Here is a 19,707-nt window from a genome sequence, read left to right on the forward strand (position 1 = left end):
AATTATAGAATCAATACCAGCTTCTATCTGTTCCTACGTAACCCAGCGCACCGACAGGCATGGAAGAATTGTCTATCTTGGCTAAAAATTCAAAACAATGGGCCAACCATGACACGCACAACACCATTCAAAATCCTCGGCTGGTCGCTCGCCGTCTTGCTGGCCCTGATCGCCATCTTCGTCATCATCATCGCGACCTTCGACTGGAACCGCGCCCGGCCCTACATCAACCGCAGCGTCTCGGAAAGCACGGGCCGCGAGTTCGCCATCGGCGGCGATCTGCAGGTGAAATGGACGCAGGGCCTGGCAACGGAAACTGGCTGGCGCCGCTACGTGCCGCGCCCCGTGATCAGCGCGCAGGACGTACACATGAGTAATCCGGACTGGGTCACGGCCGGCCCGCAAATGGCCAGCGCGCGGCGCATCGACCTCTCGCTGCATCTGCTGCCCCTGCTCCATCACCAGGTGGTGCTGACCGACCTGGCGCTCGAAGCGCCGCAAATCGCCCTGCAGCGCCGCGCTGATGGCAGCAATAGCTGGACCCTGAAAGACAATGGCCCGTCGCAATGGGAGGTGGAAATCGACCGCCTGGCTTTTGCCGATGGCACCATCCGCTATCTCGATGAAGCCATCGCGCTCGATCTGCGCGCCAAGGTCAGCTCGACGGCGCCCGGTACCGCAACTGCAAACGCAGCGTCACAAAAATATGGCATCGCGTTTACATTAGGTGGCAGCTACCGCAAGGCGCCCGTCACGGGAGGTGGCAAGGCGGGCGCCGTACTGTCGCTGACGGATAACCATACCATTTATCCGGTGCAAGCCCATGCCGTGCTGGGCAAGAACAAGGCCAGTATCAACGGCACCCTGACGGACCCGCGCACCTTGTCCGGCATCGATTTGCAGCTGAGCCTGGCAGGCGCCAGCATGGCCGACCTGTATCCGCTGACAGGCGTGCTGCTGCCCGAAACGCCGGCTTACGCCACCACCGGCCGCCTGCTGGGCAAGAAAGATGGTCAACTCTGGACCTGGACTTACCAGAACTTCAAGGGCACCCTGGGCGCCAGCGACCTGGCCGGTACCTTGCAATATTCTCCGCGCCAGCCCCGCCCCTTGCTGCGTGGCGAAGTCCGTTCGGAGCAATTGCGCCTGGAAGACCTGGGCCCCACCATCGGCGCGGAAAGCAACGCCAGCAAACAGGCGCGCGGCAAGAAAGCGAATCAGCCCGACAGCAAGGCCTTGCCGGTGGAACAGTTCAATACGGCGCATTGGGATGCCCTCGATGCAGACGTGAAATTCACCGGTAAAAAACTGGTGCGCACGCACGATATTCCACTCGACAATATCGTCGCCAACATCCAGATGAAAGACAAGGTGCTGAGCCTGACACCCCTGAACTTCGGCATGGCGGGCGGCGAAATCACCACCAATATCACGCTCGACGGCCGCCAGAAAACCATCGCCGCACAAGCCAAGGTGGCCGCGCGCCACTTGAAAGTGCGCGAACTGTTTCCCAAACTGCAATCGATGCAAGCGAGTTTCGGCGAAGTGTATGGCGATGCGGCACTGACGGGCCACGGCAATTCCGTCTCGTCCATGCTGGCCACAGCCAATGGCGAACTGGCGGCCACCGTCAGCGAAGGCACGGTCAGCCAGTTCGTGCTGGAACTGGCCGGCCTGAACCTGGCCAATGCCGTCTTCGTGAAAGTATTTGGCGACAAGCAGGTCAAACTGAACTGCATGGCCAGCGACTTTGCCGTCACCGATGGCCTGGCCCAGGTACGCCGCTTCGTGCTCGACACGGACAGCGCCGTCGTCGACGTGACCGGCAACGTCAGCCTGGCGAAGGAAACCCTGGACCTCGACATCCGCCCGAAAACCAAGGGCGCCCGCATCATTTCGCTGCGCACGCCGCTGTACGCGAAAGGCACCTTCAAGAACCCCGACGTGGGCCCGCAAAAAGGCCCGCTGGCCCTGAAAGCAGGCGCCGCCATCGCCCTCGCTACTGTGGTCGCCCCCGTCGCCGCCCTGCTGCCCCTGGTCAATATCGACAAAGCCCCCGACACCGACTGCGCCGCCATCATGGCGCAAGCCACCGCTACGCGCCAGCATCCGACTTCGCCAGCCACGAATGCGCCAGCAAAAAAGGTGAGCGAAGCGGAAATCAAAAAGGCGCAGAAGGAGAAAAAATAAGCCGCCATGAAGCTGCCACATGAGCCTGGTAGAGCTCTACGTGCGGGACGCAGAGGCCGCAGCTTCGAATCCACTCACATCGACCAGATTGATCGAGCCCGATTCTGGATGCCAAATAATGAGCAATGAAAAATGGGAGTAAGTAGCGCGCTTGCGTGCAATCTCCTGAATTTGCATGATGAAGTTGTGTCACAGTAGGTTGACACAGAGCTCTGACCGTTCACGCGGGCGAGCCCAAGAGGGTCGTCAGCAGCGCGACACAACGCATAAACAATCTCAACTGCACTCCTCTGGCTCGGTGTGGCCGGAATCGCCCTCAACACCAATCGGCCGGCTTCGGCTGATAGCACAAATAAAAACACTACCACTAAACATCGATGCATCAGCCTGCTAGCACCAGAATGCGGCCATGAGGACAGGTGTTCCATGAGTCATCGTGGTCCGCCGTTCGCCAGCATGACGGCAGTAAGCTGATCCATCAATGCCCGAGAGTGGGGGAACTAATGATGATATTGTCCAAAATCAAGATGGGTTCGGAACTCGCAAAGCAAAATGGCATCTCGGAATAGACAGTCCGTACACCTGCAGCTTGGCTTGGTTAGCAGCCTCATCTGGATTGAGTTGAGTGGCTGGCCGCGCAACGGTGCGCCGATTTGACCAATTAACGGCCCTCGTCTTGTTTGGGCAATGGACATCAATATGCCGCATGAACAGGTCGCCGCGCGTACCGCGCTGGTATTGGAAACGAATAACCTGCGCGGCGGTGCCGGCTTGGATGCGGCCGGCACCAGCCTGCTGCATGTGATCGGCCTGCTGGCGCAACAGAGTGTAGCACTGAGCGCACTCGCGCAACTGGTTGTCACGCACGACGGCCTGTCCGAGCGAATTCGCACAAGCGCGGAGCGCCTGGCAGGTCGCGGCATCGACTTCGTGCGTATCAATGCCAGCACCGGCTACTACCAGGCCAAGAACGACGGTTTCGACGCAGTCCATGCCGACCGCTGCGACTACGTCTGCTTCGCCGACGCCGACTGCACGCCCAAACAAGACTGGCTTGAACAGCTGATCGCGCCGCTGACAGAGGCAGCGCCACCGGCAGTGGTGGCCGGCCGCACCAGCTACGCCGCCACCGTGGCAGGCACCGCCCTAACCACGATTGACTTCATGTATTTCCCCAGCCAGCTACAAGCTCGCGCGACGCGCAACTTCTACGCCAACAACGTGGTGTTCTTGCGCGAGGTGTTCGCGCAGCACCGCTATCAGCCACTCGACGGCGTGTACCGCGCGCACTGTCAGGTGCTGGGCCTGCGCCTCCAAGCCGCAGGCGTGGTTCTGCACTACGCGGCGCGGGCGCACACCGAGCACAAGCTGCCCGATACCCGCCTCGAGCTGCTCAAATTGCGCTGGATGCGCGGACAGGACACGCTCGGCCTGACGCCCCACCTGGTACGCACCTATCTGCCAAGGTCCATGCAATGGCTGAGTCACAGTGGCCCTGTCGGACCGCTCTGCGTGCTGACGGCGCGACTGTGGTACAGCCTGCGCGCACTCAACCATCAGGATGCAGCGCCGGTGCGCGGCCTGCGCTGGATGTCGGCCGTCGTCCTGATCGGGATTTTTTCTGGGCTGGACATGCTTGGCGCACTGTGCCGGGGCCTGGGTATCCGCAGCGCAGCCGCCGAGGGGGCCGACGCACAATCGCTGTCCTACCATGAACGCTAACCACGGGAAACCCTACCATGACCTTGCACCGTTCCTACACCACTTTACAATGGGCAGCCTTGAGCGCGCTGGCGCTGACCTTTAGCGCCGGCGCCACCGATCTGGAGGGACGTGGCGTTCACTATTTTGCATCAACCAGCGGCTGCCCGCTAACCGAGGTGAGCATGCGCACCGAGATGTGCAACCGCATCGGCCTCGACGACCAGGCCACCACGGCAGCAGTCGACACCAGCTCGCATCAGATTCACTTCAACAACGCCCGCAGTTATGACAAAAAGACCATCGTCGGCGACGTGCTGTTGCAAGGCTCGGCACTGGATGAAGCGGGCCGCCGCGTACCGGTAAGCGTCCATCTGATACTGAGTAAATCCGGAGACGCCTGGTCTGTCAGCGGCCATGCGCATACACCTGTTAAGGGGGCCTTCAGCGCGGTACACATTGCCCCCTATCTGGTGGACGTGCCGACAGCAAATGGCCGACGTGTGCTGGTAACGTTCGAGCAAGTCACAAAGCTGGTGTCCGATCCGGCCCTGGCATCGCGCCTGTCCAGCCATCTGGTGCAGGTACGTGACAATCGCGGCGCAAACAAGGGTGATGCCGACATCATCATCGCGCTCGGTGCAGGCAAGGTAGCCAAGCCTGTGATGCGCGCAAGGCTGCGCACCGATCCGCCAAGCGCCGGCAACGCCGGCGGCCTGCTGGCGCACGGCACCTGGTCATTCGAGCTGGAAGCGCTGACCGGGAAAATTCCCGACCGCGTGGTCCAGCGCGAACTGTTCCTGTACGGCCTGAGCGAGCAGCCGCTGCTCAAGCCGCTGATGAAGCATGGCTTCGCCGCGCGCGAAAAGCTGACCATCGGCGCTGTGCACGGCCAGGGCTACCTGCGCTACGGCGATCAGCAACAGGCCTTTGCCGGGGCTGGCGATGCGGCGTCGGACTTCCTTCAGCAAAGCTTCATCGGGCTCGTGTTGGGCAATCAGCTGGCGGCGGGCGATGCGCTTGCACGCTGATGGAAAGCCGCTGCCGGCCAGCTTGGCAACGCCGCCACTACGCGGCTTGCCGGCCATGCAGGCGCGCTGGGTCGACAGGATCAAGCGTGTCGCCCTGCGCCAACTGCATGCCAGCGTGGCCGGTGAGCGGCTGCTGTTACGTATCTACCTGATCGGCGAGGAGGCCAGCGAAATCGCGCTGCAATCTGACCTGCTGGGCCAGCCGCCGGTCTGGCTGGCGCGACAAATGGAAAAGCACCTGGCGGACGAACGGCGTCATGCTTCGCTGTTTGCGGCGGCGCTAACGGCGCGGGGCGGGATAGCGCCGATACCTTTGTCCGCGCGGCCCGATACGCTCACCCTGCGCAAGATAGCGCAATGGCGCACACTCGCGCATCGCTACGGCACCAGCTTTTCTGCGGGCCACATCATCCCGGCGTTCGCTATCGGCTTGTGTGCCGAACAGACGTTCACCCGCGTTCTGCGGCGCCATTGCGCACTAATTGGCGCAGTTCATCCGCTATATCCCCTGTTGGTTGGCGTGCTGGGCGATGAAGACCGCCACGTTCGCTTGTGCCAGCATACGCTGGCACGTCTGGTGCTGCCGTCCGAACACGGGAGTCTGGCATCGCTGCTCGATGAGATTCGCGCCATCGACCGTGCCTGGGGCGTCTCCAGCGCGCTCATCATGTGTCTGGCAGGCGCAGCATTGCGACTATGGCCTGCACGTCCATGAATACCATCAAGATCACCTATCTGGCAACGGCCGACGCCCGCGGCCACCTGATGCGCGCACAACTACTCACGCATGCGTTGCGCAAATATGGCGCCGATGTCGATGTACTGACCACATCGGACGAAGGGGTCGCTTTTCTGGCCGGATTCGGAATCACTGCGCACGTACTGTCGCGCCACTACGCAGTCCAGTTCGACGCCCGGCAAAACATGCTGCCCGCAGAAACCGACGCAAATATCGCCAACTATCTGTTCCGACCGTCGCGCATGTACCGCGACATTATGCAACTACGCGCCGCTCTGCGCAGCGCGGACCTGATCATCAACGACTCCTTTCACCCGGCACTGCTGTTCATGGGCTGCATGCCCGCATGGCGGGGCAAGGTGGTACACGTCTACGGTGCCGGCTTGCGGCAGGCGGTCCAAAACAATTTTTCCGGGCGACTACCAGCTATCCTGTCACGCCTGTTCCATCGTATCGTTGGATGGCAGATCAACGCCAGCTTAGCGCGCATTGAGCACGACTTTAGCTACGAGGCGACTTGCGACGGCGCCACATTCCGCCTGCCGACTCCGGTCGTTGTGGCTGCGCTGTTTGACGACGCAGTGCCGCGCGCCCAGGCGTGCGCAGCCGTCTACCTCAATCCCCATTTCCGCGACCCCTGCCTGGCCGATGGCGTCGAAACCGGCTTGGGCCTAGCCTGCATGCACGCAACGCTGGTCGGCGAGGGCTATGCCGGGCGCGCGCGATGGGAGGCGCAGGATGCCGACTGGGTGCGGCAAGCTGCCGCCAGCAACCTGATCGTCTCGGCACCCGGCATGGCGGCGTTGTCGGTGGCGCTGGTCTACGGTCGACCCATCGTGCTGGTGCTAACCGAGCAGCCTGAACAGAAAATCAACGCAGCGCGCGCGGCGGCGCTAGGGCTGGCACATCGCATCGTCATCTGGCGCGGCGACGCGGCAACGTTCGCCCAAGACCTGTGCAACGCGTGCGCCGGCCTGCTACAAAACGTCCCCACCTTGCCTGCGCCGGACGGCCGCGCGGTAGCCGGCGCACGCCTGCAGAGCTGGGTAGCGGTGCTGTACGAGCTGGCCGCGCGGTCTATCCACCGATGAGGCGTCCATCATGAGGCCTCTATTACCGGCACATCTCACAACGATCAGCAATCCGCGCGCACTACTCGCCGTCGCGCTTGACTGGGCGCTGATTGCTGTCTGCTTCGCCGCGGCTATCCGCTTTTCCCATCCGCTGGTGTTTCTGCTGAGCGCGATCCTGATCGCCCGCACCCAGCTCGCGCTAGCCGTGCTGATGCATGAAAGCGCTCACGGTACCCTGCTGTCGTATCGGTGCCTGAACGACATCGCAGGCCAGCTCTTCGCGGCAGCGCCACTGCTGCTGGTGATGGACTTCTATCGCAGCGGACACTTGCAGCATCACCGCGCGCCGATGGTGGCCGACGATCCGGTCGCCACCATATTCGGCATCGACGACTACCCCGTAACGCGTAGGGAATTGGTGTGGCGTTTGTTCAAAGATGCCACCGGCATTGGTTACTTCCTCAGCGCGCGAAATCTGGTCCGCACCAGGCAGCGTGACCGCAATCCGCACAAGGCTGCCGGCCACAGCAAGGGGCTCTGCGCAATCGCCAGCATCGTTGCGGTGCAGGGCGTGATGATCGGCCTGCTCGCGGCGGCGGGACATGCAGCGCTGTATTTCGGGCTTTGGATCTTGCCAGCGCTGACCTTATTACCGCTGTTCGGGCGCATACGCGCGATCACCGAGCATGCCGGCTACCGGGCATCGGAAGATCAGCGATTCAGTGCGCGTACCGTCGTACGGCGCAGCTGGCAAACTTTTTTCGTCGGACCGCATCGTATCCATTACCATATCGAGCATCACGAATATCCACGCGTACCCTTCTATCGCCTGCATCAAGTGCATGCGCTCATGGCGCAACAAGGTCGCCTGCCGGCGGCCAACTTGTATCGATCGTATGGACAGGTGCTGAGGGACGTCAGCCAACTCAAGCAAACTGCTAAACACTGACCGCATGCTTTGCGTTAGTACACGATCAATTACTGAGCTAAGCGTCTATGCCATGATGAATCATTTGCCTGAGCAACCAGCAAATAAGAAGAAAGCATATCTCCTTGGGCTGCTCATCGGATTTCTCCCGATCCTCGCCTTTTTCCTGCTCATCATCGATCACTCGACTGAATTGATTGAGATATTCACAGGTATCAAATAGTAAGTTATCTCCCGCTGATTGACAGCCGGCGGTATTCCGGCGACCGTCGATGGAATCAAGACGGCGTGCGGATGCTCGCTCATCGGCAAGGTCAACGCCACAGTGGGATAGCTGGCCGTTAGCATCTGTATCTACGCCCAATCCTTGACCCTGCGCGTTGGTGTGTTTCTGAAAAGTATGATATTAATTACATCACTAATATCTTGCTCACCCACTTCGCGCAAGGGCCTGACCGATGTCTTTCCTGATAGTTCTGGCCGCTCTGGCTTTCCTCATGCTGGCCGCCTACCGCGGCTACAGCGTCATCCTGTTTGCCCCCGTCGCTGCGCTGGGCGCCGTTTTGCTCACCGATCCTGCCGCCGTGCCTGCCGTATTCAGCGGCATCTTCATGGAAAAGATGGTGGGGTTTATCAAGCTGTATTTCCCCGTGTTTTTGCTGGGCGCCGTGTTTGGCAAGCTGATTGAACTGTCCGGCTTTTCGCAATCCATCGTGTTCGCGGCTATCCGCTATATCGGCCGCTCGCGCGCCAATGCCGTGATCGTCGCCGTCTGCGGTGCGCTGACTTACGGCGGCGTGTCGCTGTTCGTGGTGGTGTTTGCGGTGTATCCGTTTGCGGCCGAGCTTTATCGCCAGAGCAATATCCCCAAGCGCTTGATGCCGGGCGCCATCGCTTTGGGCGCGTTCTCGTTCACCATGGATACCCTGCCCGGCACGCCACAAATCCAGAACATCATCCCCACCACTTTCTTCAATACGACGGGATGGGCTGCGCCCTGGCTGGGCACGATAGGCGCGATATTGACGGTGGTGTTTGGCCTGGCCTTCCTGGAGTGGCGCAGACGCTCTGTGATGGCGACCGGCGAAGGCTATGGCGCAGAGGCAGAAAAGGCACAGGCCGACGCCAGCAATCTGCCCCATCCGCTGCTGTCGGTCGCGCCTTTGATACTGGTCGGCGTGGCCAACTTTGCACTGACCCGCTTGATACCGCAGTGGTACGGCGCCAGCCACGTGCTGGGCACCGATGAACTGCCAGGGCTGCATGCGCCCGTGACGACCAAGATTGCTTCCGTGACTGGCATCTGGGCCGTGGAAGGCGCCTTGCTGCTGGGTATTTTGCTGGTGTGTCTGACGGCCTTTGGCCGCATCCGCAGCGCCTTTGCCGAAGGCACCAAGGTTGCCGTGGGCGGCGCGCTGCTGGCGGCCATGAATACGGCGTCGGAATACGGTTTTGGCGGTGTGATCGCTGCGCTGCCCGGTTTTCTCGCCGTCAGCAATACCTTGCGCAGCGTGCCCGATCCGCTCGTCAACGCGGCCGTGTCCGTGACCACGCTGGCCGGCATTACCGGTTCGGCCTCGGGCGGCATGAGCATTGCGCTGGCCGCCATGTCCGACAGTTTTATCGCGGCCGCCAATCAAGCCCATATTCCGCTGGAAGTGATGCACCGCATCGTAGCAATGGCCAGCGGCGGCATGGACACCCTGCCGCACAACGGCGCCGTCATTACCCTGCTGGCTGTCACCGGTCTTACGCACCGCCAGTCCTATCGCGATATTTTCGGCATCACCATCATCAAGACGGTGATCGTGTTTATCATCATCGGCGTGTACTACATGACGGGCCTGGTCTGAGGTCTGGCTTTTTAACGGCGGCTGCCAGCAATGGCAGCCGCCTGCTTGTCCTTGAACAGATGGCTGATGCCCATCGTCAGCAGCGGGCCAGCGAGGGCCAGGTAAGAGCTGTCGACGCCATACGGATTACCGGCCAGGAACCAGCCGATGGTGGCGATCACGGAAACGATCACGCCGACAAAGGCGCCGCGCGGCGTGCCGAACTTCGGCGCATAAAACGCCATCAATACCAGCACGGCCAATGTGGCGCGCAGGGCCTTGCCGAGGAAGGCGATCATCAGCAGTTTTTCCGCATATAGCGCCAGCACCAGCGGCAGCAGGCCGGCCACCACGATGGCGATGCGTAAAAAGGCCAGCGACTTGGCATCGTTCTTCGCCTTGTTCAGCCACGGATCGTAAAAGTCTTTCATGGCCAGCGTGGCCGACGCCAGGGTGGTCGCGGAAATGCCGCCAAACAGCGCGCCGGCCAGGCCCACCACCATCACGCTGGCCGAAAAGGCGGGCATATGGGCGATCAGGGTCGGGAAGGCGTCGATCGACTTCATGCCCGGGTACAGCACGGCGCTGCACATGCCGATCAGGGCCGCCATCAGGCCGAACGGGATCATCAGCGAGGACACGTAATAGCAGGCGCGCTTGGCCACCGCCGGATTGTCAGTGCTGACCAGCGCCTGGATCACATACTGCGTGGCGAAGATGGAACCGATGCCGCCTATCATCCAGGCGATGATCTGGCCCCAGCCGATCTCGATCCAGTTGAACATCGTGGCCGGCAATTGCGCCTGCAGTGCGCCAATGCCGCCTGTTGCTTCCAGCGCATACGCCAGCGCCAGGATCACGCCCAGGTATTTGACGATGGAATGGGCGAAATTGGTGTAGACGACCGAGCGCATGCCGCCCAGGCTGACATAAATCACGGTAGTGGCGCCCACCAGCAGGATCGCCACCGTTTTATTGATGTGCAGGACGGCCGCCAGCACGGCGCCGCCGCTGGCATACAGCGCCACTGCAACGATGCCCAGCGCGACGATGGTCAAGACCGAGGCGGCATAGCGAACCGGTTCGCCATAGGTTTGCGCCAGGATGCCGGAAATGGTCGACTGCCCGCTTTCCTTGTATTTTTTGACAAGCACGAAGGCCAGCAGCAAAAAGCCCAGCGACAGCGCCACCAAGTTCCATGCGGCGGAAATACCGAGTTCATAACCTTTCTGGGCCGTGCCGATGCTGACGGAGCTGCCGATGAATTCGGATAGCAGCAAGGCGCCGATCAGGTAGGCGGGGAAATTGCGTCCGCCAGCCGTCATGCCTTCGCTGCTGTTGGCATGCTTGCGCACGCTGTAGGTAATGTAGCTCATGATGGCGAAATAGCCCACCACGACCGCGGCGATAATGATTAATCTGGTTTCCATCTGTCTCTACTCCAAGTCCGGTTTTATTATTTTTATTTTTAAAAAAGTGGCTCCCGCCATATCTCGGGGGATGCCGGCACAAGCTCAAAACTAATCCAGCAAAAACTCCCGCAGCAGTGCCGTAAAGGCTTGCTCCGCCTCGATGTTCGACAGGTGCGAAGCAGGCACGGTAGCCAGGCGGGCAGCGGCGATCTGCTGCTGCAGCCAGCGCCCGTCGGCAACGGTCGTGACGGGGTCAGACTCACCTGCAATGACCAGCGTGGGTACCGTAATCTGCGCCGCGGTGCTGCGCAAGTCCGCCTGCGCCAGCGCCTCGCAGCATGTGGCATAGGCGTTGGCATCCTGGCTGCGCAAGGTATGCACCATGCGCGCCACCATCGATCCTTCGCGGGCGATGAATTCAGGGCTGAACCAGCGTCCGGCAGCGCCATCGGCCACCGCTTCCATGCCCGCCTCGCGCACCTGTTTTGCGCGCGCCAGCCAGGCCTCGCTGCTGCCGATGCGTGCCGCCGTATTGGCCAGCACCAGTTGGGTAAAGCGCTGCGGATGCTGGTACCCCAGCCACTGCCCCGTGAGGCCGCCCATGGAAATGCCGCAAAAGGCGGCCTGCGCGATTTCAAGGTGATCAAGCAAAGCGATCACGTCGCGGCCCAGATCCTCGATGGCGCATGGTTCACTGCCACTGGTGGAGCGGCCATGTCCACGCGTATCGTAGCGCACGATATAAAACCCTGAAGCCAGTCTGGCCACCTGCGCATGCCACATGTGCAGGTCCGTTCCCAGTGAATTCGACAGCACCAGGCATGGGTGCGTGCGGTCTCCATCGCTGCGGTAATGCAGGCGTATAGGCTCTCCGGCGCCGCTCTGGTTCACGTCCAGATACTGATGCATGCTGTTCCCCATGCCGTGCTCAGAAATCACCATCGCGCACGGACGATGGGTGGCGGCACAGCGCCATCACCTCGATCTGCATATAGGGAAACAGCGGCAGGGAAGTAAGCAAGGTATGCAATTCATCCACGCTGGCGACATCGAAAATGCTGATGTTGGCGTACTGCCCGGCGACGCGCCACAAGTGGCGCCATTTGCCTTCCTGCTGCAGGCGCTGGGATAGCTCCCTTTCCGTGCGCTTTAGTTGTGCCGATTGTTCTGCCGGCATGGTCAAGGGCAGGTTCACATTCATACGTACATGGAATAACATCGTTCTCTCCTTATTGGCGCTGCATGGAACGCAGCTTGTCGGTATCGATTTCCACGCCCAGGCCAGGACCGGTCGGCACTTGCAGCATGAAGTCGCGGTACACCAGTGGCTCGCGCAAGACTTCCTGCGTCAGCAGCAGGGGGCCGAACAGTTCCGTGCCCCAGGCCAGTTCGGCAAAGGTGGAACAGACGTGGGCGGTGGCGGCGGTGCCGATGCCGCCTTCGAGCATGGTGCCGCCGTACAGGCCGATGCCAGCCAGGCGCGCCACCGTCGCCACTTCCAGCGCGGGCATCAAGCCGCCCGATTGCGTAATCTTCACCGCGTACACGTCGGCGCAATCGCCATGCGCCAGTGCCAGCGCATCATCGGGGCCATGCAGCGCTTCGTCAGCCATGATGGCAACGTCGAAGCGCTGCTTCAAACGTGCCAGCGCGGCGCGGTTGCTCGCCTTGACCGGTTGTTCAATCAAGTCCACGCCGCCCGCTTCCAGTGCGGCGATGCCGCGCACGGCATCCATCTCGCTCCAGGCCTGGTTCACATCGACGCGCACGCTGGCGCGCTCGCCCAACGCGCGCTTGATCGCCAGCACATGGGCCACATCGTCCATCACTTCGCGCAGGCCGATCTTCAGCTTGAAGATGCGGTGGCGGCGCAGATCCAGCATTTTTTCCGCTTCTGCGATATCGCGTTGCGTGTCGCCGCTGGCCAGGGTCCACGCCACCGGCAGCGTATCGCGCACGCGTCCGCCCAGCAATTCCGAAAGCGGTACATTCAAGCGGCGCGCCTGTGCGTCGAGCAACGCCGTTTCAATTGCGCACTTGGCGAAGCGGTTGCTCTGGATGACCTTGCGCACCTTGGCCATCGCCCTGGCGACCTGGCTCGCGTCCATGCCGACCAGCAGCGGCGCGATATAGGTATCGATATTGGTCTTGATACTCTCCGGACTTTCCTCGCCATAGCTCAAGCCACCGATAGTGGTCGCCTCGCCCCAGCCAACGATGCCGTCGGCGCACTGCAGTTGCACCAGCACCAGGGTCTGCGTATTCATGGTGGCGACGGACAGCTTGTGCGGCCGGATGGTAGGCACATCGACAAGGTAAGTCACGATATGTTGAATCATATTTATTCCGTATAATTTCAGGCAGTGATGCCACGATATTCCCGGAACAAGCTGGCGTCCAACACCAAGTTGGTATGAAACCTATACCTGAAAGGTATGAAGATGGAATTGCGGCATTTACGCTACTTCGTGGCGGTGGCAGAGGAAAGGAATTTCACGCGGGCCGCCGAACGTCTGCATATCGCGCAGCCGCCACTGAGCCGGCAGATGCAGCAGCTGGAAGACATGCTGGGCGTGGCGCTGATTGAAAAGGGCACGCGGCCATTGCGACTGACGGAAGCGGGCACGTTTTTTCTCGCGCATGCGCGCCCGCTGCTGGCCCAGGTGCAAGACCTCAAGGCCATGACCCAGCGCGTGGGCAAGCTCGAACGCACCTTGTCGATCGGCTTTGTCGCCTCGACCCTGTACGGCGAACTGCCCGACATCGTGCACCGCTATTGCGAGCGCCATCCCGAGGTCGACGTGACCCTGCATGAAATGACGACCATCGAACAACTCAGGGCGCTCAAGGAAGGACGCATCGATGTGGGCTTCGGTCGCCTGAAAAGCGAAGACCCCAGCATCCGCCGCATCGTGCTGCGCGAAGAGCGGCTGGTGGTGGCCCTGCCGCCCGGACACCGGCTGGCGCAAGGCACGGATGGCCTGCGCCTGACGGACCTGATCCATGAAACCCTGCTGGTCTATCCGAAGGCGCCGCGCCCCAGTTTTGCCGACCAGGTGCTGGCCATGTTCAGCGAAGGCAATGTCACACCCGGCCCCATCACCGAAGTGCGCGAGCTGCAGATTTCCATGGGGCTGGTGGCGGCCGGCCAGGGTATTTCCATCGTGCCCGAGAGCGTGCAGGCCATGCATCACCGTAACGTGGCCTACCGCAAGCTCGACGACAAGCACGCGTTTTCACCTATCCTGTTCAGCGTGCGGCATATGGACCATTCGCCGGAACTGGAAAACATCCTCGCGGCCGTGTATTCGATCTATGATGAACTAGGTTTCGCCCACATCAAGGAAAGCCTGTAGCGAACTACAGCGGGGCGTCGGCCAGCAGTTCCGGCCGCAGCGCGCGGATGCGCAATTCCGTGAAATAGCCGCCTGCCTCGTTGTAGCGCAGGTAGTGGCGGCCGCAGTTCAGGCAGCGCGACACCTGGCTCAGGTTGGCGGGAAAATAGCGCGGGGCGATGGGGGCATCGGCACTGTCGTAACGCGTACCGTTTGGATGGTATTCGGCAAAGGTCGGCTCTTCGTACGGATCTTCGCGCAAGGTACCCACTTCTTCGAAACGGTCCAGTTCCAGCGAGGTTGGCAGGCGCTGCCAGGCATCCAACGGCACGCTGCAGCAGCTGCACGGTTGCGTCACGCGGGCCGATACGGCGGCCAATTCAGATAAAGCGGAAAAATCGATAAATAACATGGGCAGACCGGTACAAGGAAGCGGCCCGTGGCAGCAAGCCGGGCCGTACCTGCCTATTCTAGCGTCAAACCGCCATTCAGTGCCCCATGAAGTCATTCCATTTCGGTAGCAGCACGATGCTGTTCGGATTCAGCCCCTTGTTTTTCAGGGTATCCACGCTGCCCACCACCAGCTCTTTTTTCAGGTCGATCACGGTGATGGAACCATCGCTCATGCCCGGCAAATTGAGCAGCGCATTCTGCACGAAGCCGTAGCGTCCATCCTTGGTGAAGGCCACGTGGTGCGCACCTTCGGCAGCGGGAATCGACTTCAGCAAACTGGGCTTGCCGATGCCAGCCGTCAGATCAAAGATGTGCAGATGTCCGGGCTTGGCCGTGGTCAGATACAGCCTGGTGGCGCCTTTGTTGAAATACAGTTCCAGCGGCACGCCCGCCTTTTGTTCGGCAAAGTCATGCACCTGGGCCGTCTCGAAATCCTTGGTTTTCGGATTCCAGGTGGCCGTCCACAAGGTGCCGCCATACATGTTCGCGATATAGGCGACGGGCGGACTGCTGCCCGGGACGAACAGCACTTCCACCGGCGCCTCGCCTGACGGCGACGGTTTTTTCGACAGCTTGTGGGTACCGAGCACCTTGCCCGTGCTGGTCTCCACCACGCTGATCACCTCGCCCGCATCACCCAGGTCGGTCGGCCGGATGGTACTCGTGAGCAGGGTGCGGTCGATGCCGTCGTGGACGGCCAGGCCATGTGGATAAGGCGCCGGCAATTTGATGGTGCGCACGGGTTTGTCGTGCACGGCGTCGCCTTCCAGCATGGCTTGCGATCCCATGCAGCTCAGATACCAGCGCTTGTGGTCATCCGAAAAAACGATGTCCTCGCCCACCTGGCAAGTCGGCACCTCGACCACCTTGATGGGCAAGTCCTTATGGTGCATATCCATCACGCGCAGCTGCGTCTTGCCCAGCGCCGTGATATAGGCCTTGCTCATGTCATGGTTATAAAAAATGTGGTGCGCCACCAGATCCGGCGGCAGTGGAATGTCGCGCATGATCTTGCCGAAATTTTTCGATTCGGGGTCGACATCGATGATGGCGATGCCCTCCTTGCGCGAGGGTGGCGCGACGGGGCTTTTCAATGACTTCAACGATTCCGGCGACTTGCTTTCGTAATTGACCATGGCCAGGATTTCGGCCGACGCGGGCAAAACGGCATAACAGGCTAGCGCCAACGCCAGCATCTTTTTCTGATGATTCATCGTCTCCTCCGCCTTTCTCTGATGGGATAGGAAACCTCGGACAAACAAGGTTTGCGGCCTGGCCGCGCCAGTCATTCTACGGTGGCACTTTTTCAAGCTGGCGTTTTTTTCCAGATGGCCAATGAGGGAAATATTTCCTAGAATTTAAGAATGAAAAAAATCCTCACACCCCACTCCGCAGCCGGCGCCAGCCTGGCTTTCTTTCTTGCCTGCCTCGCCCCGCAAAGCCAGTCGCAGAGCGCTTCCCCCGCCACATCACAGGCTGCGGAACGGCAGGTGGCGCTGGCGATCGTGCAGCGCAAAATCGCCGCCAAACCACCCACCATCAGGGTCAGGCAACATGAAAAAATCAGCCTCGTCTGGACTAGCGACGAGATAGTCAATATCCACTTGCATGGCTACGACCAGCTCCTGATCGTAAAGCCGGGCGAAACCGTCTCCATGCGTATCGACGCCAGCGTGCCCGGACGTTTTCCTGTTTCCGCGCACGGCTACGGCGCCGCGGCAGAGGACAAGGGAAAACAGCACAAGCATCAGCACATGGCGCCGCTGATGTACCTGGAAGTGCTGCCGCAATGAGGATCCGCGCCCTGCTGGCGGCCGGCTTGGTCGCTATGCCGTGTGCCGCACGCGCGCACGGTTTCGGCCAGCGCTACGATTTACCGCTGCCGCTGTGGCTATACCTGACAGGCGCGGGCCTGACGGTAGCGCTATCGTTTGGCTTGCTGGCGCTATGGCGGCGCGATGACGCATCGCCGGCATACCAGGGCGACTATGCCCGTCTTGTCCTGCGCCGCATTCCCGGTGCGCACGCCATCGCCGCCATCCTGCGCCTGCTGGTGCTGGCCCTGTACATCCTGGTGATCGTGGCGGGGTTCACCGGTGCGCAAAACCCGGTAAAAAATATTGCGCCGGCCATGGTATGGGCCATCTGGTGGGTCGGCATGGCCTATGTATCGGCGCTGGTGGGTGACCTGTGGGCGCTGGTCAATCCTCTCGATACAGTGGCGCGCGCAGTACAGCGCCTTTTTCCGCACTGGCGCGCGCCCCTTCCCTGGCCGGCATGGCTCGATAGCTGGCCGGCCACGGTGCTGTTTTTCTGCTTTATCTGGATGGAACTGAACTGGGAAGGCAGCGAGCAGCCAGCTAGCCTGGCACTGGCCATGCTGCTCTATTCAGTCCTGGCGTGGACAGGCATGGCGCTGTTTGGCCGCACCGTCTGGCTACGCCACGCAGAAGTATTCAACGTTGTCTTTGGCCTGCTGGCACGCTTCGCGCCCAACACCATCCGCGATGGCGCCTGGTATGTACGCCCCTACGCGGCAGGCTTGCTGACGCGGCAGCCCGTGCGGCCCGCGCGCCTGCTTCTGGTGATGCTGATGCTTGCCTCGGTCAGCTTCGACGGCATGATGGAAACGCAGGCGTGGTACGACATCGTCGACGCAGTGCTTGCCATCTCGCCGGGCGCGCTCGGCTGGATCACCACGGCCGCCCTGCTGCTGTTGCCCGCACTGTTCCTGCTCGTTTTCCTGCTCTTTTGCGCGTTGATCGCACGCTGCGGCGCCAGCACCAGCCAGCCTGCGCTGCCGCTGGCGCGCGTGGCCGGCCACTTCGTGCTGACACTGGTTCCCATCGCGATCGCTTACCACTTCGCCCACTACCTCTCCTTTCTGGCGATGGCGGGCCAGTACCTGATACCGCTGGCGTCCGATCCACTGGGCCTGGGCTGGGATTTATTCGGCACCACGCTGTACTTCATTCGCCTCGGGCTGGTCGACGCCAAGGCCGTGTGGTATGTATCGCTGTTCGCCATCGTCGCAGGCCACGTGGCGGCCGTCTGGCTGGCCCACGTGTGCGCGCTACGCCTGTTCGGCAGCCGCAGCGCAGCCCTGCGCAGCCAGTACCCGATGCTGGCACTGATGATCGCCTATACCCTGCTCAGCTTGTGGATCATCGCGCAACCGATTGTCGGCGGCTAGCCTGCGCCAGGCCCAACTCCAGCAGCGCCAGCATGGCGCCAGAGATTAATAGCAAGGGCATCAGCGCGCACATGGCGGCCGCCACCAGCCAGGCCAGCGGCGAAGGCGAGGTCCAGGCGCCCGGCAGCAATTTTGGCAAGCCCAAAGTACCCGGCGCGCGCCGCTTGAAGAACATGATCCAGCCCGACACCAGCGAAAACAGCACGCTGGCGCCAAACAGGAACAGCAAGGCCTGGTTCCACCAGCCGAATTCGCCGCGGTGAAAGGGAATGCCGATGGCTGTCGCCTTGCCGAACGCCGTCTGCTCATCCCATCCCGCGTAATACAGGGGCTTGCCGCTGTAGGCGTCAAACTGCAGGTCGAAGCGTTTCAAAGGCTGGCTGCGGTCCGCCATGGTGACTCTCCAGACATCTTCCTGGCTGGCCGGCGCCGTCAATTGCAGCGCGATGGCCGGTGCGTGGCTGCGCGCCACCTGCCAGGCGCCCTGCCAGTCCAGCGGGCCGCCATTGACATCTTCGCGCGAATGCAGCCCGCGCGGCACCGGTGGATTGGCCTGGCCGCTGATATCGCGCAAGGTGCGGATGCGTCCGCCCGCCTGCTGGCTCCAGGTCAGTCCCGTCGTCAGGATCACGAAGCTGACCAGGCCCAGCGCCACGCCCAGAAAGGCGTGCCACTGGCGCCAGCCATTGCGGCCCGTAGCGCCCTTCCTCGGCACGCCCGATTGCGCACCACGCGGCCACCACAAGATCACGCCCGTCACCAGCATCACCATCAGCCAGCTGGCTGCCAGCTCGATCATCCAGCGCCAGCCATCCGTTTGCAGCAGCCGCGAATGCAGCTTCCTGGCCCAGTTATTAAACCGCTGGCTGCTGGCCAGGCTGCCCAGCACCGTGGCGTCATACGGATTCATATATACCACCACCGCTTGCGCGGGCGGCACGAAGGCTGGTTTTGCGGCCGGCGGCTTCATGCCCGGCATATTGTGGCCCGCATGTTCATCGGCCTGCGCACCTGGCGGCGCAAAGACCACCTGCACCGAGTCGGTCGCCTGAAACGGCGGCACCACGTTCTGCACCACCCAGCCCTTGGGCGCGGCTTTTTCAGAGGCAGCCACGGCGGCATCGAGCGGCTGCATCGCACCGTGCGGCGCCACGTGATCGAGGTGGCCGTACAGGACGGACTCGATCTGCGGCGTGAACACATACAGCATGCCCGTCAAGGCTGCCAGCAAGGCAAACGGCGTGGCGATCAAGGCTGCCCAGAAATGGATGCGCCAGTACAGGCTTTTACGGCGCGCCAGGCGCCGGGATTGCATATTGTCGGTCATAGTATTCTTGTTTAAATTAGCGGGCGCAGCACCTCACGCCGAAGGCGGAAAGCGCAAACGCAAAAGATGAAGCTGGATTTAAACGAGGCCGGGAGGGGCGCGCGACTGCGCCGTGGACCAGACAAATAAGGGGCTGGGAGACTGGTAATACAGGGACGGCTGCATGGCCGTGCCGACATCGACCGGCAGTGGCAACACGAAGCTGGTAGGCGGCAAGCCCACGGAACCGGCATGCATGGAACAGAAGGCGCAATGCTCCATCTGCATGGCCTTGCCGTCCGGCTGGCCAACGCCGGATTTACCCGCCTCGGCCTTGACGAAACGGATGCCGGCCATCGAGCAGATTTCCACCCAGCCGGAGCTGGACTCTTGCTTGGCATGGGCCACAGCCTGGGAAATCGACGGTGCAAGCGCAGACAGCAGGATCGCAAAACAGGCGATCCAGGCGGCAAACCTGCGTGTGATTGATGTCATTCCCATGCCGGTATTTTAG

Annotated in this window: 19 protein-coding genes; 10 read left to right on the forward strand and 9 right to left on the reverse strand. The window is 61.5% G+C overall.

Annotated features, from left to right (window positions below; genetic code table 11):
- Nucleotides 1-108: 108 nt before the first annotated feature.
- From HDE75_RS18645 to HDE75_RS18670, 6 genes are all read left to right on the forward strand, one after another.
- The gene (locus HDE75_RS18645) at nt 109-2,190 is read left to right on the forward strand and encodes an AsmA family protein (RefSeq protein ID WP_183681002.1); all 2,082 of its coding nucleotides are present in this window, start codon (nt 109-111) and stop codon (nt 2,188-2,190) included.
- 687 nt (nt 2,191-2,877) lie between these two features.
- Nucleotides 2,878-3,912, forward strand: coding sequence for a glycosyltransferase family A protein (locus tag HDE75_RS18650; RefSeq protein WP_221291924.1), 1,035 nt, complete (start codon nt 2,878-2,880; stop codon nt 3,910-3,912).
- Between the two features lie 17 nt (nt 3,913-3,929).
- A complete protein-coding gene (locus HDE75_RS18655; protein WP_183681004.1) occupies nt 3,930-4,922 on the forward strand; it encodes a hypothetical protein in 993 nt (330 codons plus the stop codon).
- The gene (locus tag HDE75_RS18660; RefSeq protein ID WP_183681006.1) at nt 4,906-5,637 is read left to right on the forward strand and encodes a hypothetical protein; all 732 of its coding nucleotides are present in this window, start codon (nt 4,906-4,908) and stop codon (nt 5,635-5,637) included. Before HDE75_RS18655 ends, HDE75_RS18660 begins: the two co-directional genes overlap by 17 nt.
- Nucleotides 5,634-6,752 (forward strand): glycosyltransferase family protein, encoded by a 1,119-nt coding sequence (locus tag HDE75_RS18665; protein ID WP_183681007.1) that lies wholly within the window; start codon nt 5,634-5,636, stop codon nt 6,750-6,752. The genes HDE75_RS18660 and HDE75_RS18665 overlap by 4 nt, the downstream gene beginning before the upstream one ends.
- Before the next feature lie 10 nt (nt 6,753-6,762).
- Complete coding sequence (locus HDE75_RS18670) at nt 6,763-7,683, forward strand: fatty acid desaturase family protein (protein WP_183681009.1); 921 nt, start codon at nt 6,763-6,765, stop codon at nt 7,681-7,683.
- 37 nt (nt 7,684-7,720) lie between these two features.
- Here the strand turns inward: HDE75_RS18670 and HDE75_RS18675 are convergent, their stop codons facing one another.
- On the reverse strand, nt 7,721-8,026 hold the full coding sequence (locus HDE75_RS18675; protein WP_183681011.1) for a hypothetical protein: 306 nt from the start codon (nt 8,024-8,026) through the stop codon (nt 7,721-7,723).
- Nucleotides 8,027-8,120: 94 nt separating this feature from the next.
- On the opposite strand from HDE75_RS18675, the gene HDE75_RS18680 reads away from it, so the two are divergent.
- On the forward strand, nt 8,121-9,515 hold the full coding sequence (locus HDE75_RS18680) for a GntP family permease (protein WP_183681013.1): 1,395 nt from the start codon (nt 8,121-8,123) through the stop codon (nt 9,513-9,515).
- An 11-nt stretch (nt 9,516-9,526) separates the two neighbouring features.
- Here HDE75_RS18680 and HDE75_RS18685 read toward each other — a convergent pair whose 3' ends face one another.
- The 4 genes from HDE75_RS18685 to HDE75_RS18700 all read right to left on the reverse strand — a co-directional run bounded on the left by HDE75_RS18685 (nt 9,527) and on the right by HDE75_RS18700 (nt 13,245).
- On the reverse strand, nt 9,527-10,924 hold the full coding sequence (locus HDE75_RS18685) for a sodium:solute symporter family protein (RefSeq protein WP_183681015.1): 1,398 nt from the start codon (nt 10,922-10,924) through the stop codon (nt 9,527-9,529).
- A gap of 90 nt (nt 10,925-11,014) precedes the next feature.
- On the reverse strand, nt 11,015-11,815 hold the full coding sequence (gene pcaD / locus HDE75_RS18690; protein WP_183681017.1) for a 3-oxoadipate enol-lactonase: 801 nt from the start codon (nt 11,813-11,815) through the stop codon (nt 11,015-11,017).
- A gap of 19 nt (nt 11,816-11,834) precedes the next feature.
- Nucleotides 11,835-12,125 (reverse strand): muconolactone Delta-isomerase, encoded by a 291-nt coding sequence (gene catC / locus HDE75_RS18695; protein WP_183681019.1) that lies wholly within the window; start codon nt 12,123-12,125, stop codon nt 11,835-11,837.
- 10 nt (nt 12,126-12,135) lie between these two features.
- Nucleotides 12,136-13,245, reverse strand: coding sequence for a muconate/chloromuconate family cycloisomerase (locus HDE75_RS18700; protein WP_183681021.1), 1,110 nt, complete (start codon nt 13,243-13,245; stop codon nt 12,136-12,138).
- Nucleotides 13,246-13,347: 102 nt separating this feature from the next.
- Between HDE75_RS18700 and HDE75_RS18705 the strand changes: the two genes are divergently transcribed.
- Entirely contained in the window at nt 13,348-14,262 is a 915-nt protein-coding gene (locus tag HDE75_RS18705; RefSeq protein WP_183681024.1) for a LysR family transcriptional regulator, read from the forward strand.
- Between the two features lie 4 nt (nt 14,263-14,266).
- Here the strand turns inward: HDE75_RS18705 and HDE75_RS18710 are convergent, their stop codons facing one another.
- Nucleotides 14,267-14,653 (reverse strand): hypothetical protein, encoded by a 387-nt coding sequence (locus tag HDE75_RS18710; protein WP_183681025.1) that lies wholly within the window; start codon nt 14,651-14,653, stop codon nt 14,267-14,269.
- A gap of 76 nt (nt 14,654-14,729) precedes the next feature.
- Nucleotides 14,730-15,908: a YncE family protein gene (locus tag HDE75_RS18715; RefSeq protein WP_221291925.1), complete on the reverse strand. Its 1,179-nt coding sequence runs from the start codon at nt 15,906-15,908 to the stop codon at nt 14,730-14,732.
- Nucleotides 15,909-16,058: 150 nt separating this feature from the next.
- On the opposite strand from HDE75_RS18715, the gene HDE75_RS18720 reads away from it, so the two are divergent.
- Together HDE75_RS18720 and HDE75_RS18725 are read left to right on the forward strand one after the other, a co-directional pair.
- Nucleotides 16,059-16,487, forward strand: a complete 429-nt coding sequence (locus HDE75_RS18720; RefSeq protein ID WP_183681027.1) for a cupredoxin domain-containing protein — start codon at nt 16,059-16,061, stop codon at nt 16,485-16,487.
- Nucleotides 16,484-17,887, forward strand: coding sequence for a hypothetical protein (locus HDE75_RS18725; protein ID WP_183681029.1), 1,404 nt, complete (start codon nt 16,484-16,486; stop codon nt 17,885-17,887). Before HDE75_RS18720 ends, HDE75_RS18725 begins: the two co-directional genes overlap by 4 nt.
- On the opposite strand, the gene HDE75_RS18730 is transcribed toward HDE75_RS18725, so the two are convergent.
- Nucleotides 17,859-19,214 carry a PepSY-associated TM helix domain-containing protein gene (locus HDE75_RS18730; protein WP_260174287.1) on the reverse strand — a complete coding sequence of 452 codons (1,356 nt, stop codon included), beginning with the start codon at nt 19,212-19,214 and terminating at the stop codon, nt 17,859-17,861. The two genes, HDE75_RS18725 and HDE75_RS18730, sit on opposite strands and share 29 nt — an antisense overlap.
- A 78-nt stretch (nt 19,215-19,292) precedes the next feature.
- The gene (locus HDE75_RS18735; protein WP_183681030.1) at nt 19,293-19,688 is read right to left on the reverse strand and encodes a DUF2946 domain-containing protein; all 396 of its coding nucleotides are present in this window, start codon (nt 19,686-19,688) and stop codon (nt 19,293-19,295) included.
- Between the last annotated feature and the right edge of the window lie 19 nt (nt 19,689-19,707).

The organism is Janthinobacterium silvisoli (assembly GCF_014200725.1).
Taxonomy (GTDB): domain Bacteria; phylum Pseudomonadota; class Gammaproteobacteria; order Burkholderiales; family Burkholderiaceae_D; genus Janthinobacterium.